Source organism: Streptomyces sp. 147326 (assembly GCF_045000215.1).
Classification (GTDB): Bacteria; Actinomycetota; Actinomycetes; order Streptomycetales; family Streptomycetaceae; genus Streptomyces.
In genome coordinates this window covers 2,627,455-2,640,173 of the sequence record NZ_CP134201.1, presented here as the reverse complement: position 1 = coordinate 2,640,173, position 12,719 = coordinate 2,627,455, and the positions used below count along the sequence as shown (strand labels likewise).

The 12,719-nt window shown below is 73.7% G+C and carries 12 protein-coding genes; 8 read left to right on the top strand and 4 right to left on the bottom strand.

The window, feature by feature from the left end; genetic code table 11:
- Positions 1 to 88: 88 nt before the first annotated feature.
- Both RIU97_RS11430 and RIU97_RS11425 read right to left on the bottom strand, forming a co-directional pair.
- Positions 89 to 763, bottom strand: a complete 675-nt coding sequence (locus tag RIU97_RS11430) for a hypothetical protein (RefSeq protein ID WP_404955846.1) — start codon at positions 761 to 763, stop codon at positions 89 to 91.
- A 157-nt stretch (positions 764 to 920) separates the two neighbouring features.
- The gene (locus RIU97_RS11425; RefSeq protein WP_404955844.1) at positions 921 to 5,510 is read right to left on the bottom strand and encodes an ATP-dependent helicase; all 4,590 of its coding nucleotides are present in this window, start codon (positions 5,508 to 5,510) and stop codon (positions 921 to 923) included.
- Between the two features lie 80 nt (positions 5,511 to 5,590).
- On the opposite strand from RIU97_RS11425, the gene RIU97_RS11420 reads away from it, so the two are divergent.
- The 3 genes from RIU97_RS11420 to RIU97_RS11410 all read left to right on the top strand — a co-directional run bounded on the left by RIU97_RS11420 (position 5,591) and on the right by RIU97_RS11410 (position 7,548).
- Positions 5,591 to 6,424: an AraC family transcriptional regulator gene (locus RIU97_RS11420; protein ID WP_404955842.1), complete on the top strand. Its 834-nt coding sequence runs from the start codon at positions 5,591 to 5,593 to the stop codon at positions 6,422 to 6,424.
- A gap of 111 nt (positions 6,425 to 6,535) precedes the next feature.
- Positions 6,536 to 7,243, top strand: a complete 708-nt coding sequence (locus RIU97_RS11415) for an AzlC family ABC transporter permease (RefSeq protein WP_404962814.1) — start codon at positions 6,536 to 6,538, stop codon at positions 7,241 to 7,243.
- Complete coding sequence (locus tag RIU97_RS11410) at positions 7,240 to 7,548, top strand: AzlD domain-containing protein (RefSeq protein WP_404955839.1); 309 nt, start codon at positions 7,240 to 7,242, stop codon at positions 7,546 to 7,548. Before RIU97_RS11415 ends, RIU97_RS11410 begins: the two co-directional genes overlap by 4 nt.
- Here the strand turns inward: RIU97_RS11410 and RIU97_RS11405 are convergent.
- Entirely contained in the window at positions 7,517 to 8,518 is a 1,002-nt protein-coding gene (locus RIU97_RS11405) for a hypothetical protein (RefSeq protein ID WP_404955837.1), read from the bottom strand. The genes RIU97_RS11410 and RIU97_RS11405 overlap by 32 nt on opposite strands.
- 81 nt (positions 8,519 to 8,599) lie before the next feature.
- On the opposite strand from RIU97_RS11405, the gene RIU97_RS11400 reads away from it, so the two are divergent.
- A complete protein-coding gene (locus tag RIU97_RS11400) occupies positions 8,600 to 8,794 on the top strand; it encodes a DUF3046 domain-containing protein (RefSeq protein WP_404955835.1) in 195 nt (64 codons plus the stop codon).
- A 284-nt stretch (positions 8,795 to 9,078) separates the two neighbouring features.
- Positions 9,079 to 10,197 (top strand): AI-2E family transporter, encoded by a 1,119-nt coding sequence (locus tag RIU97_RS11395; protein WP_404962813.1) that lies wholly within the window; start codon positions 9,079 to 9,081, stop codon positions 10,195 to 10,197.
- On the opposite strand, the gene RIU97_RS11390 is transcribed toward RIU97_RS11395, so the two are convergent.
- Positions 10,148 to 10,906, bottom strand: coding sequence for a Clp protease N-terminal domain-containing protein (locus tag RIU97_RS11390; protein WP_404955833.1), 759 nt, complete (start codon positions 10,904 to 10,906; stop codon positions 10,148 to 10,150). The two genes, RIU97_RS11395 and RIU97_RS11390, sit on opposite strands and share 50 nt — an antisense overlap.
- Before the next feature lie 161 nt (positions 10,907 to 11,067).
- Here RIU97_RS11390 and RIU97_RS11385 point away from each other — a divergent pair, with 161 nt between their 5' ends.
- The 3 genes from RIU97_RS11385 (at position 11,068) to RIU97_RS11375 (ending at position 12,641) form a co-directional block, all read left to right on the top strand.
- A complete protein-coding gene (locus RIU97_RS11385; RefSeq protein WP_404955831.1) occupies positions 11,068 to 11,526 on the top strand; it encodes a hypothetical protein in 459 nt (152 codons plus the stop codon).
- A 188-nt stretch (positions 11,527 to 11,714) separates the two neighbouring features.
- The gene (locus tag RIU97_RS11380; RefSeq protein ID WP_404955828.1) at positions 11,715 to 12,167 is read left to right on the top strand and encodes an iron chaperone; all 453 of its coding nucleotides are present in this window, start codon (positions 11,715 to 11,717) and stop codon (positions 12,165 to 12,167) included.
- 81 nt (positions 12,168 to 12,248) lie between these two features.
- Entirely contained in the window at positions 12,249 to 12,641 is a 393-nt protein-coding gene (locus RIU97_RS11375; protein WP_404955826.1) for a hypothetical protein, read from the top strand.
- Positions 12,642 to 12,719 lie beyond the last annotated feature (78 nt).

Here is a 12,719-nt window from a genome sequence, read left to right as displayed (position 1 = left end):
CAGGAGGGGGCTGAGGGGCCGGAGGGGCTGGAGGTGCTGGAGTGGCCCGCGGGGCCGGAGGGGTCGACGGGGCCGGAGGGGCCGCTCATCACTTCCAGACGAGCCCCTTGTTCGGGTAGCTGTAGGGGTTGCCCCAGTACTCGGCCGCGCTGACCTTCGTCTGGGCCGACGGGGCGAGGGCCACCGCGCAGCTGGTCTGCGTCTGGCCGTTGACGAAGCCCTTCGGCAGCGACTCGTTCGGGCACTTCTCGAACTTGCCTATGACCGACACGCGCTGGGCCTCGGAGCCGTCTGCGAGCAGGCCCTTGACCTGGGTCACGGACGAGTGCGACAGGTCCGTGGTGCCGGTGTTCTTGACCGAGTAACGGATGTAGTACGGGATCATCCCCTTCACTTTGTCGCCGAGCTTGAGCGCGTCCAGGTCGGCGGGGTTGCCCTGCTCGATCGCGGTGACCGTGAGGGCGATCTGGCCGCCCTTGTTGCTCCCGTAGCTGAACGGGATCTCCGCGGCCTCGCCGATCTTGAAGGTCTGGCCGGACTTCGCCGTGCCGTTCGCCCCGGCGGGGGCCTCGCTGCCGCCCGTGGTGGGGTCGGCGGCGCTGGGGCTGGCCGATCCGGACGGGGTGGCGGCCGAGGCGGAACCGCTCGGCTGCGCGGGGGCCAGCTCCTCGTTGCCGTTCTTGCAGCCGGTCAGCGCCAGGGTGCCGGCGACCGCCAGAACGACCGTGCCGAGGGTGGTGGTACGCATGCTGATGGTGCTCACTCTTCTACTCCCCCATGACTGTGCATCGCCAATGCAATGCCTGTGATCATCTTGATAAAGGATGAGTAAGCGGCCGTGCCAGCCCAGGGGGCGGCCCACAACGGTTCTGTGACATGTCCAGGACGTAAGCGGAACAGTCGGTGACGATTTGCAGTCCTCAGGAACGCAAGCGCAAACCCCTCGGCGTGGCGTGGAATCCGGCCGCCTCCAGGGACCGGCCCAGGGCGGAGGTCAGGGCGGCGGCCGCGTTGATGCGTTCCACCGTGAGGGCCGGGAGGGTGCCCGAGCGCGAGGCCGCGGCCAGGGCGGCCGTGGCGGCCGCGAGACGGGGATCCTCCGGCGGCGGCCAGGCCAGCAGGGTCTTGCCGCCACGCTCCAGGTACAGGGTGAGCTCGCCGTCCACCAGGACCACCAGGGAGCCCGCCTTGCGGCCCGGTTTGTGGGTGGCCCCGGCCGGGGGCTCGGGCCACGGCAGGGCCGCGCCGTACGCGTTCGCCGGATCGGCGGCCGCCAGGACCACCGCCGCCAGCGGGGGCGGGGTCCGCTCCGCGGCCCGGAGGCGGTCCACCGCGCCGTCCATCGCGAACTGGGCCGCGCCCAGTCCCTCGACCACATAGCCCCGACGGGCCTGGCCGCTGTCCTCGAAGGCCGACAGGACGCGGTACACCGCGCTGAAGCCCCCTTCGACGCCCTCCGCCGCCACCGCGCCCCTGGTGACCACGCCGTGCCGGTCCAGCAGGGTGCGGGCCAGGGCGTGGGCCCGGTGGGTCGGGTCGGGGGCCTGGGACGGCAGCAGCGACCAGCGCCCGGAGACGGTGGGCGGGCCGGTGCGGGACACGGTCGCGCTGAGCGTGCCGTACCGGCCGCGGGGGACCGTGCGGCGGGCCCGGTGGGCGGTCGAGCCGGCCGTGCGGCCCGATCCCAGCAGCGAGCGCAGCGGGGCCAGGGTGTCGTTGGTGAGCCGGCCCGACCAGGCCAGGTCCCACACCGCCTCGGAGAGGGCGATGTCGGAGACCTCGGGGAACTCGGCGCGGATCGACTGCGCGATCTGGCGGAAGAACAGGCCGTACCCGCCGGTCAGGGCGGCCAGGACCGCCTGGTGCAGCGGGCTCGGATCCAGCGGGTGCGGCGGGGGCAGGAGCAGCGGGGCCGCGTCCGCCAGGTACAGGGAGATCCAGCCGTCCTTGCCCGGGAGGGCTCCCGCGCCCGCCCAGACCACCTCTCCGGCAGTGGTCAGCTCGTCCAGGAGGCCGGGGGAGTAGCCCGCCACCCGCGACGGGAGGATCAGCCGTTCCAGCGCCGAGGCCGGGACCGGGGCGCCCTGGAGCTGCTCGACCGCCCGGGCCAGTCCGTCGAGGCCGCGCAGGGCTCCGCCCAGGTGCTGCCACTGGGGCAGGAACGTGGCCAGCGAGGTCGGCGGCACGGGCTCCAGCTCCTGGCGGAGCGCGGCGAGGGAGCGGCGGCGGAGCCGGCGCAGCACCGTCGCGTCGCACCATTCCTGGCCGATGCCCGCCGGGTGGAACTCGCCCTGGACCACCCGGCCGGCCGCCGCGAGCCGGTGCAGCGCGCCCTCGGTCACCGCGGTGCCCAGGCCGAAGCGGGCGGCGACGGCGGCCGTGGTGAACGGCCCGTGGGTGCGGGCGTACCGGGCCAGCAGGTCCCCGAGCGGGTCCTTGACCGGCTCGGTGAAGGCCTCCGGAACGCCGACGGGCAGGGCCGTGCCCAGCGCGTCCCGCAGCCGGCCCGCGTCCTCGATCGCCGCCCAGTGGTCCTCGCCGCCGATCCGGACCCGGATGGCGCGGCGGGCCGCGGCGAGCTCCTGCGCCCACGCCGGCTCCGCCCCGCGCTCGGTCAGCTGGCCCTCCGTCAGCGGGCCCAGCATGCGCAGCAGGTCGGCCACCGACTCGGGATCCTTGGCCCGCCGGTCCTCGGTCAGCCACTGCAGCTCCCGCTCCAGCTCCTCCAGCACCTGTGCGTCGAGGAGCTCGCGCAGCTCCGCCTGGCCGAGCAGCTCGGCCAGCAGCCGGGAGTCCAGCGACAGCGCGGCCGCCCTGCGCTCGGCGAGCGGCGAGTCGCCCTCGTAGAGGAACTGGGCGACGTACCCGAAGAGGAGGGAACGGGCGAAGGGAGAGGGCTCCGGGGTGGTGACCTCGACCAGCCGCACACGGCGCGCCTCGATGTCCCCCATCAGCTCGGTCAGGCCGGGCACGTCGAAGACGTCCTGGAGACATTCGCGTACGGCCTCGAGCACGATCGGGAAGGAGCCGAACTCCGAGGCCACCTGGAGCAGCTGGGAGGCGCGCTGGCGCTGCTGCCACAGCGGGGTGCGCTTGCCCGGACTGCGCCGCGGCAGCAGCAGGGCGCGGGCCGCGCACTCGCGGAAGCGGGAGGCGAAGAGCGCGGAGCCGCCGACCTGGTCGGTGACGATCTGGTTGATGTCACCGTGGTCGAAGGCGACGTCGGCCGCGCCCAGCGGGGCCTGTTCGTCGTCGAACTCGAACGGCTGCGGAGCCGCGGGGTCGTGGTCCAGCAGGTCCATGGACAGCAGGTCCGCGTCCGGGAGGCGGAGCACGATGCCGTCGTCGGCGTGCATCACCTGCGCGTCCATGCCGTACTTCTCGGCGAGGCGGGCGCCCAGCGCGAGCGCCCACGGGGCGTGCACCTGGGCGCCGAAGGGGGAGTGGACCACGACACGCCAGTCGCCCAGCTCGTCGCGGAAGCGCTCCACCACGATGGTCCGGTCGTCCGGGACGTGACCGCAGGCCTCCCGCTGTTCCGCGAGGTAGGACAGCACGTTCTCCGCGGCCCAGGCGTCCAGGCCGGCGGCCAGCAGCCGCAGCCGGGCGTCCTCGTCGGTGAGGCCGCCGAGCTCGCGGAGGAACGCGCCGACCGCGCGGCCCAGTTCGAGCGGGCGGCCGAGCTGGTCGCCCTTCCAGAACGGCAGCCGGCCCGGCACCCCGGGGGCCGGGGTGACCAGGACGCGGTCGCGGGTGATGTCCTCGATCCGCCACGAGGTCGTGCCCAGCGTGAAGACGTCCCCGACGCGGGACTCGTAGACCATCTCCTCGTCGAGCTCGCCTACCCGGCCGCCGCCCTTCTTCGGGTCCGAGCCGGCCAGGAAGACGCCGAAGAGACCGCGGTCCGGGATGGTGCCGCCGGAGGTCACCGCGAGGCGCTGGGCCCCCGGCCGCCCGGTGATCGTCCCCGCCACCCGGTCCCAGACCACGCGCGGCCTCAGCTCGGCGAACGCGTCCGACGGATAGCGGCCCGCCAGCATGTCCAGCACCGCCGTGAACGCCGACTCCGGCAGCGCGGCGAAGGGCGCCGCCCGCCGCACCAGGGCGAGCAGGTCGTCCAGCTGCCAGGTGTCCATCGCGACCATCGCGACCAGCTGCTGAGCCAGTACGTCCAGGGGGTTGGAGGGGACGCGGAGGGACTCGATCGCCCCCGTGCGCATCCGCTCGGTGACCACGGCCGCCTGCACCAGGTCGCCGCGGTACTTCGGGAAGACCACCCCCGTGGAGACCGCGCCCACCTGGTGGCCGGCCCGGCCCACCCGCTGCAGCCCGGACGCCACCGAGGGCGGGGACTCCACCTGCACCACCAGGTCCACCGCGCCCATGTCGATGCCCAGCTCCAGGCTGGAGGTGGCGACCACGGCCGGCAGCCGGCCCGCCTTCAGGTCCTCCTCCACGATCGCCCGCTGCTCCTTGGACACCGAGCCGTGGTGCGCGCGGGCCAGCAGGGGCGGGGCGCCCAGGGCGGCGCCCGACTGGGCCATGATCTCGGCCGGGGGCGAACCCTCCGGCAGCCGCTCGCCCATCGCGCGCTCGTACGCGATCTCGTTGAGCCGGTTGCACAGACGCTCGGCGAGACGGCGGGAGTTGGCGAACACGATCGTCGAGCGGTGGGCCTGCACCAAGTCCGCGATCCGCTCCTCCACATGCGGCCAGATCGACGGCTTGTCCCCGCCCTCCCTGCCCTCGGTGGCCGGAGAGCCCCCCAACTCGCCCATGTCCTGCACCGGGACGACCACCGACAGGTCGAACTCCTTCGCGGAGGGCGGCTGGACGATCTCCACCTTGCCGCGCGGCGCGAGGTACCGGGCCACCTCGTCCACCGGCCGGACCGTCGCCGACAGCCCGATCCGGCGCGCCGGGCGCGGCAGCAGCTCGTCCAGCCGCTCCAGGGAGAGGGCGAGGTGGGCGCCGCGCTTGGTCCCGGCGACCGCGTGCACCTCGTCCAGGATCACGGTCTCGATCCCCGCGAGGGCGTCCCGGGCGGCCGAGGTCAGCATCAGGAACAGCGACTCGGGAGTGGTGATCAGGATGTCCGGCGGGCGGGTGGCCAGCGCCCGCCGCTCGGCGGGCGGGGTGTCTCCGGAGCGGATCCCGACCCGGATGTCCGGCTCGGGCAGGCCGAGGCGAACGGACTCCTGGCGGATCCCGGTCAGCGGGCTGCGGAGATTGCGCTCCACGTCGACGGCCAGGGCCTTCAGGGGCGACACGTACAGGACGCGGCAGCGCTTCTTCGACTCGGCGGGCGGCGGGGTCGAGGCGAGCCGGTCGAGGGCGGCGAGGAACGCGGCCAGCGTCTTGCCGGAGCCGGTCGGCGCCACGACCAGCACGTCCGAACCCTCCCCGATCGCCCGCCAGGCACCCTCCTGAGCGGTGGTGGGCGTACGGAAGGCCCCCGTGAACCACGAGCGGGTCGCGGGGGAGAACGAGTCGAGCGCAGCGCCTGCCATGCCCCCATCGTGCACCCGGCCACTGACAACGTCCCGGACCTGGGGAAACGTACGTCGCGGGGGCAGCGCAGAATGGGGGGATGGGGACGCAGGAGGGCGGGCGGGAGTGGGCACGGCACTGGCAGTACGCGGAACTGCCCGGGCTGGACCTGCTGCGCGCCCACTACGTACGCCACACCTTCCCGCGCCACGCGCACGACGGGTACGTCATCGCGGCCGTCACCGGCGGCGTCGAGGAGGTCGGCCTGCCCGGCCACGTGGTGCGCGCCGGACCGGGCAGCGTGGTCCTGATCAACCCCGAGGTGCCGCACACCGCGCGCGCCGGGGTCCCCGAGGGCTGGGCGTACGCCACCCTCTACCCGTCCCGCGAGCTGATCACCGAGGTCGCCGAAGAGATCGGCACCCTGCGCGGCACCCCCGGCTTCACGGCCGACGTGGTCACCGACCCGCACGGATCGCGGACCATCAGCGAGGTGCACCGGGCGGCCGAGGCCGGGAACGCGCTGGCCGCCGACACGCTGCTGCGGGGAGTCGTGGCACGGATGCTGACCCGTCACGCGGGCCCCCTGCCGGCCCGCGCGGTACGGCGCGCGGGCGCGGCCGACGCCGAACGGGCCCGGGCGGTGCTGGCGGAGCGGATGGCCGACCCGCCGTCGCTGGAGCAGCTGGCGGCCGACCTCGGAACCAGCCCCTTCGCGCTGCTGCGGGCCTTCCGCGAGCAGTACGGGATGCCGCCGCACACCTGGCTGACCGACGCCCGGGTCCGCCGGGCCCGCCGGCTGCTCGACGCGGGCACCCCGCCGGCGGAGGCGGCCGTCACCGTCGGCTTCACCGACCAGCCGCACCTGAACCGGCACTTCACCCGCATCGTGGGGGTCCCCCCGGGCGCGTACCGGCGCGGACGGGCCGTCTAGCCCCCTGATCCCGCCGCGCCGGGGCCGGCCAGGGCCCACGGGCGCGCGCAAGAACGTACAAGACCATCCGCACCGGCCCCGCGTAGTTTTCGGGGCGTGGGAGAGAAGCAGCTGGTCACAGAGCCAGAGATACGAGAGACCGCAGTGCCCGACGGGCGCCCGCGGGCCGCCGTCATCCGCGACGCGCTCGGCGTCGGGGTGGCCGTCGGGCTGTCCGGGTTCGCCTTCGGGGTGACCGCCGCCGGGGCCGGCATCAGCACCCTCCAGGCCTGCGTGCTGAGCCTGCTCGTCTTCACCGGCGCCTCGCAGTTCGCCCTGGTCGGAGCGCTCGCCGCGGGCGGCAATCCGTTCACCGCCGCCGCCGGGGCCTTCTTCCTCGGCACCCGCAACGCCTTCTACGGACTGCGCCTGTCGCAGCTGCTGGCGCTGCCCCGCGCCGTACGGCCCTTCGCCGCGCACTGGGTGATCGACGAGACCACCGCCGTCGCGCTGGCCCAGCCCGACCGGAAGTCGGCCCGGCTCGGCTTCACCGTCACCGGGCTCAGCCTCTACGCGCTGTGGAACCTGACCACCCTGCTCGGCGCGCTCGGCGCCGAGGCCATCGGGGACACGAAGGCGTGGGGGCTGGACGCCGCCGGGCCCGCCGTGTTCCTGGCCCTGCTCGCGCCGATGCTGAAGACCGGCACCGAGCGGGCCGTCGCCGCCCTCGCGCTCGTCCTCGGGCTCGGATTCCTGCCCGTGCTGCCCGCCGGGGTGCCCGTGCTGATCGCGGCCCTGGCCGCCCCCGTCGTGCTGTGGATGAAGGGACGCCGTCCGTGAACGTCTGGATCGCCATCGCACTGACCGTCGTCGGCTGCTACGCCGTCAAGCTCGCCGGGCTGCTCGTCCCCGCCGGGGCCCTGGAGCGGCCGCTGGTACGCCGGCTGGCCGCCCTGCTGCCGGTCGCGCTGCTCGCCGCGCTCACCGCCCAGCAGACCTTCAGCACCGGCTCCGCCCTCGTCGTCGACGCCCGCGCCGCCGGGCTCGCCGCCGCCGGCCTGGCGCTGCTGCTGCGGGCCCCGTTCCTCGTCGTGGTCGCGGCTGCCGTCGTCGTCACCGCGGGGGTACGGGCCCTGGGCGGCTGATCCCGGCAGGCAGGCGCCCGTACGCCCGCAGGGTCAGCAGGGCCTCCAGCGTCGCGATCGGCCGCCGCTCCAGCGAGCTCCCCGGCGCCCAGGCCTCGCGGCGGACCGGCCAGCCACCGTCCCCCTGCTGCGCGGCGGCCAGGTGGTCCAGCGAGCGGCGCATCTCGTCGTCCGTGAACCAGCCGCGGGCCAGCGATTCGGGCCGCCGCGCGAAGTCGTGCGGGAAGAGGAGCTCGCCCGGTGCGTAGCCCGGGGCGGGCGGATACTCCCCGCGCCGCCCCGGATCGAGCACCGCGAGCCTCTGCGCGCGCACCAGGCGGCCCAGCCGGTCCGCGGCCGCCGCCGCGCGCGCCCGGTCCGGGACGCCGTCGAGGAAGGCCACCGCGCTCTGGACCTCGTACGGATGCGAGTGACGCAGGCTCTCGACCCGGTCCCAGCAGAAGTCGGTGGCCCGGAAGAGCCAGGCGTGCCAGACCCGGTTGCGGTGCAGCAAGCCGACGACCGGGCCCGTGGTCAGCAGCTCGCCGGGCGGGGCGTCGTACATCGGGTGGTACGGGGCCGCCGGGTAGGCCCGCGGGGCCGGGGAGACCACCGGAAGGGCGCCGTCAGGGGTGGAGACCGAGGTCAGGTGGCGGCAGAGCCGCTCGATGCGCTGCCCGGCGCAGCGGCCCAGGCTGTCCAGCACGCGCAGCGCGTGGGCGGTGTGCAGGGGCTGGCTGAGCGGACCGCGCAGATCCGGATCGAGGGCGTGACCGTAGCCGCCGTCGCCGTTGAGGTACGAACCGAGGGCGGTGTCCACCGGGTCGGCGTCCCCGCCGAGGAAGTGGAACGCGAACCGCCGCTGCTCCAGCACACGGGCCGTGAGCCAGATGAACTGCTCGGCGCGGGCCAGCGGGGTCTGCGCGGGCTGTGAGGGCTGCGCGGCGTGCGGGGTCTGCGACGTCTGCGAGGAAGCTTCGTCTCCGGGCATGCGTGCAACCTAGGACGCGGCGGTGTGGCCAGGAGGGGCGAACGCGGCCGGTGCACTCTCCCGGGGCGGGATACTGGGGGCATGCGGTTGACGATTTTCTGGGAGCGGATGGCCGAGCACTTCGGCGCGGGCTACGCCGACTCCTTCGCACGGGACCACGTCATGACGGAGCTGGGCGGGCGGACCGTCCACCAGGCGCTGGACGCGGGCTGGGAGGCCAAGGACGTGTGGCGTGCGGTGTGTTCGGCGATGGACGTGCCGGCCTTCCTGCGCTGACACCGCCGGGCACCGCTTCGTGGTTCGGGCGGCCGTGGGACAGACTTGGCGGCGTGGCAGCCAGTGATGAGACGACGACCGACGACCAGACCGCCGACGTCCGGGGCGAGCGGCAGGGCAGCCGGTCGACGGACCCCGGTCCGGCCTCCGGTCCGGCCCGCGATCCGGCCTCCGATCGGGGCGCTGAAGGCCCCGGCGGCTCGCGGCGCCCGGTAGCCCCCGGCGGCCCCGTCCCCCAGGCCGGCTCCGGCGGCGCGGGGAGCCCCCCGGCCGGTGCGGCCCCCGTGCCCCCCGGCGGGGCAGAGGCGCGGATGCCGCGCTGGCTGCCGCGCGCCGTGATCCTCGTACTGGCGCTCGTCGCCTGCTTCCAGCTCGGCAGCTGGGCCTTCCACCAGCTCATCGGGCTGCTCGTCAACATCCTGATCGCGTTCTTCCTCGCGCTCGCGATCGAACCGGCGGTGTCCGGGATGGCGGCCCGCGGCATGCGCCGCGGGCTCGCCACCTTCGTGATGTTCCTTGCGGTGCTCGTCGTGACCGCCGGCTTCCTCGCGCTGCTCGGCTCGCTGCTCGCCGGGCAGATCGTCGCCATGGTCGAGGGTTTCCCGGGCTATCTCGACTCGGTGATCAAAGCGATCAACTCCACCTTCCACACCGAACTGTCCCGGCTGGAGATCCAGGAGAGCGTGCTGCGCTCCGACTGGCTGCGCAAGTACGTGCAGAACAGCGCGTCCGGCGTGCTCGACGTCTCCGCCACGGTGCTCGGCGGACTCTTCAAGCTGCTGACGATCGGGCTGTTCTCCTTCTACTTCGCCGCCGACGGACCGCGGCTGCGGCGCGCGCTGTGCTCCGTGCTGCCGCCCGCGAAGCAGGGCGAGGTGCTGCGCGCCTGGGAGATCGCCGTCGCCAAGACCGGCGGCTACCTCTACTCGCGCGGGCTGATGGCGCTGATCTCCGGTATCGCCACCTACATCATGCTGGCGATCCTCGGGGTGCCGTACGCGCCCGCTCTCGCGATGTGGGTGGGGCTGGTCTCGCAGTTCATCCCCACCATCGGCACCTACCTCGCGGGTGCGCTGCCGGTTCTGATCGCCTTCACCGTCGACCCCTGGTACGCGCTGTACGTCCTCGGCTTCGTGGTGGTCTACCAGCAGTTCGAGAACTACGTCCTGCAGCCCAAGCTGACCTCGAAGACCGTGGACATCCATCCGGCGGTCGCCTTCGGATCGGTCATCGCGGGCACCGCCCTGCTCGGCGCGGTCGGGGCGCTCGTCGCGATCCCGGCCATCGCCACGCTGCAGGCCTTCCTCGGCGCGTACGTGAAGCGCTACGCGCTGACGGAGGAGGCGGATTCCTCTACGGCGCGTCCCCGGCGCCGCCGAGTACGGCTGCCACGGCTTCGGTGACGGTCGCCTCGGCGGCGGCCTTGGTCACGCCGAGGCCGCTCAGCGGGCCCTCGCCGTTCTCCAGCTCCAGGAGCGCGAGCAGGACGTGCTCGGTGCCGACGTAGTCGTGCCCCAGGCGCAGGGCCTCGCGGAAGGTGAGCTCCAGGGCCTTCTTCGCGGACGCGTCGAAGGGGATGAGGTCGGGGACCTCCGCATGGGGCGGGGGCAGTACGGCGGTCACGGCGGCGCGCACGTCGTCCGCCGTGACCCCCTGGGCGCCCAGGGCGAGTCCGGCGAAACCCTCGGGCTCGGCCAGCAGGCCCAGGACCAGGTGGTCCGTGCGGATCTCGGTGCCGCCGGCGGCGCGGGCCTCGTTCTGCGCGGCGACGACGACGTTGCGGGCGCGGGGGGTGAACCGGCCGAAGCCCGCGTTCGGGTCGAGCGCGGCGGCACCCTCCTTGTCCGCCTTGGGGACGAAGCGCTTCTGGGCCGCCTGGCGGGTGACGCCCATGCTGCGGCCGATGTCGGTCCAGGAGGCGCCGGAGCGGCGGGCCTGGTCGACGAAGTGGCCGATGAGGTGGTCCGCGACGTCCCCGAGCGCCTCGGCGGCGACGACGGCGCCGCTGAGCTGCTCCAGGGGGTCGGTGTGAACCTTGTTGATGGCCTCGATCAGGTCGTCGAGGCGTACGGGATTGGTCATGCGAACGGGTTCCACGGATGGGTTCGTCATGAGTGCAACCGTAGGTTGACAGTCGCGGGAGCGTCAACCCTGGGTTGTCACTCGATGCGGAGGGGGGATGCCTTCGGTCGCGACCCGTCACGAAAGCGTCACGAGGCGTACGAGACCGGGCGGCCCCTGGCAGCATCGGCCGGACCGACTCAGGGGGTTCCATGTCGTTACGTGTGCGCGTCCTCGCGCCGGCCGCCGTCACCGTTGCCGTCGCGGCCGTTGCCGCGCTGCTCGCGGGCTGTTCCCGGACGCCGGCCGAGGAACTGGAGGACTGGTACTCCTCGGGGGGCGAGTCCCGGATCAAGAAGCTCAACGAGAGCGCGGGCCGCGTCAACGAGGTGAGCATGCGCACGATCGACGTCCAGGGGCCCGCCTGCCAGGACCTGCTGAAAGAGGTCGCCGCGGCCGAGAAGCTCGGCCCGATACCGCACGAAGCCGCCCAGGGCTACTGGAAGGAGTCCCTGGACGGATTCAGACGCGGCACGGACGAATGCGTCGCCGGCGCCGCGAAGGGGGACGAGCTCCAGACCTCCCGGGGCATCGTGGTGGTCCAGACCGAAGGCCTCCGCAAGCTGGTGAGCGCCGTGTCGATGATCAGGGCCGGCCTGTCGCAGAAGTGAGCGCCCCGTTCAGCGGGCCGAGCCGCTCGCGCCGTCGGCGAACGACCGCCGACAGGACACAACTAAGCCTTAGACAAACGCTGTTGAACGATCTCTACTTGTGACGCCTCGACAGGGGCCGTGTCGGTGGGCGGGGTTAGGTCCCTCTCAGGGCGCGCGCATCAAGAACCTCAAGGAGGAGATCCGGCATGAGCAAGACCGGTGGCAGCACGCACGAGGGATTCACGGCCGAGGAGCGGGCCGCGATGAAGGACCACGCCCAGGAGCTGAAGACGGCCGCGCGCCGCAGCTCGCGCGCGGACAAGGCGGCGGAGGCGGAGCGGGAGGTCCTCGCGAAGATCGCCGAGATGCAGGACTCGGACCGGATCATGGCCGAGCGCGTGCACGCCGTCATCACGGCCGCCGCCCCGGTCCTCGCGCCGAAGCTCTGGTACGGGATGCCCTCCTACGCCCTGGACGGCAAGGTCGTCTGTTTCTTCCAGAGCGCGGAGAAGTTCAAGGCGCGCTACGCGACCCTCGGCTTCAGTGACCTCGCCGCCCTGGACGAGGGCACGATGTGGGCGGCCGGCTTCGCCCTGACCGAGGTGACGGCCGAGGTGGAGGAGCGGATCGGCGCGCTCGTGAAGCAGGCCGTGAGCTGACCCCCTCGCCCCGACGGATCCCAGACCCGCGAAGCCCCCGCCCGCTCACCGGGCGGGGGCTTCGGCCTGCCCTCGCCGTGCATGGTCGCGTTGTGCTGCGGGGTGCACGTGGCCGTGTGGCTCGTCGCGTACCCGGCGGCCGGGCCGGTCCTGGGTGCTACGGCCCCTTCCTTCGTGGACTTCGCGGGATTCGCCTTGGTGGTGCTGGGCACGATCGGCGCCGTGACGGTGCTGCTGGCGGTCTGCGCGGGCCTGGCGCACGTACGGATGCCCGTGGACGAATTCCGGATCCGGCTGGGGCTGACGATGGCGGCGCTGACGCTGCCGCTGTGGGTCACGGTGATGCTCGGCCCGATCGCCTTCGTCGAGACCGCGGTCGCGGGCGCCTTCGCCGTGTTGATGCCGGCGCCGCTGATCCCCGAGAACGGGGAGGCCCCGCAGCGGCCGGCCCCCGTCCGCGAGGAGCCGGCGTAGGCGGGGCAACGGCGTCACGCCTGAGGATGGGGGGGGGGCGGGCGTGGCGCGCTTGACAGGGAAATCGAACATCCATTC

Excerpts from the sequence above, each read along its gene's own strand:
- RIU97_RS11425 (WP_404955844.1), bottom strand. The coding sequence starts at position 5,510 with ATGGCAGGCGCTGCGCTCGACTCGTTCTCCCCCGCGACCCGCTCGTGG.
- RIU97_RS11420 (WP_404955842.1), top strand. The coding sequence starts at position 5,591 with ATGGGGACGCAGGAGGGCGGGCGGGAGTGGGCACGGCACTGGCAGTAC.
- RIU97_RS11405 (WP_404955837.1), bottom strand. The coding sequence starts at position 8,518 with ATGCCCGGAGACGAAGCTTCCTCGCAGACGTCGCAGACCCCGCACGCC.
- RIU97_RS11400 (WP_404955835.1), top strand. The coding sequence starts at position 8,600 with ATGCGGTTGACGATTTTCTGGGAGCGGATGGCCGAGCACTTCGGCGCG.
- RIU97_RS11390 (WP_404955833.1), bottom strand. The coding sequence starts at position 10,906 with ATGACGAACCCATCCGTGGAACCCGTTCGCATGACCAATCCCGTACGC.
- RIU97_RS11385 (WP_404955831.1), top strand. The coding sequence starts at position 11,068 with ATGTCGTTACGTGTGCGCGTCCTCGCGCCGGCCGCCGTCACCGTTGCC.
- RIU97_RS11380 (WP_404955828.1), top strand. The coding sequence starts at position 11,715 with ATGAGCAAGACCGGTGGCAGCACGCACGAGGGATTCACGGCCGAGGAG.
- RIU97_RS11375 (WP_404955826.1), top strand. The coding sequence starts at position 12,249 with ATGGTCGCGTTGTGCTGCGGGGTGCACGTGGCCGTGTGGCTCGTCGCG.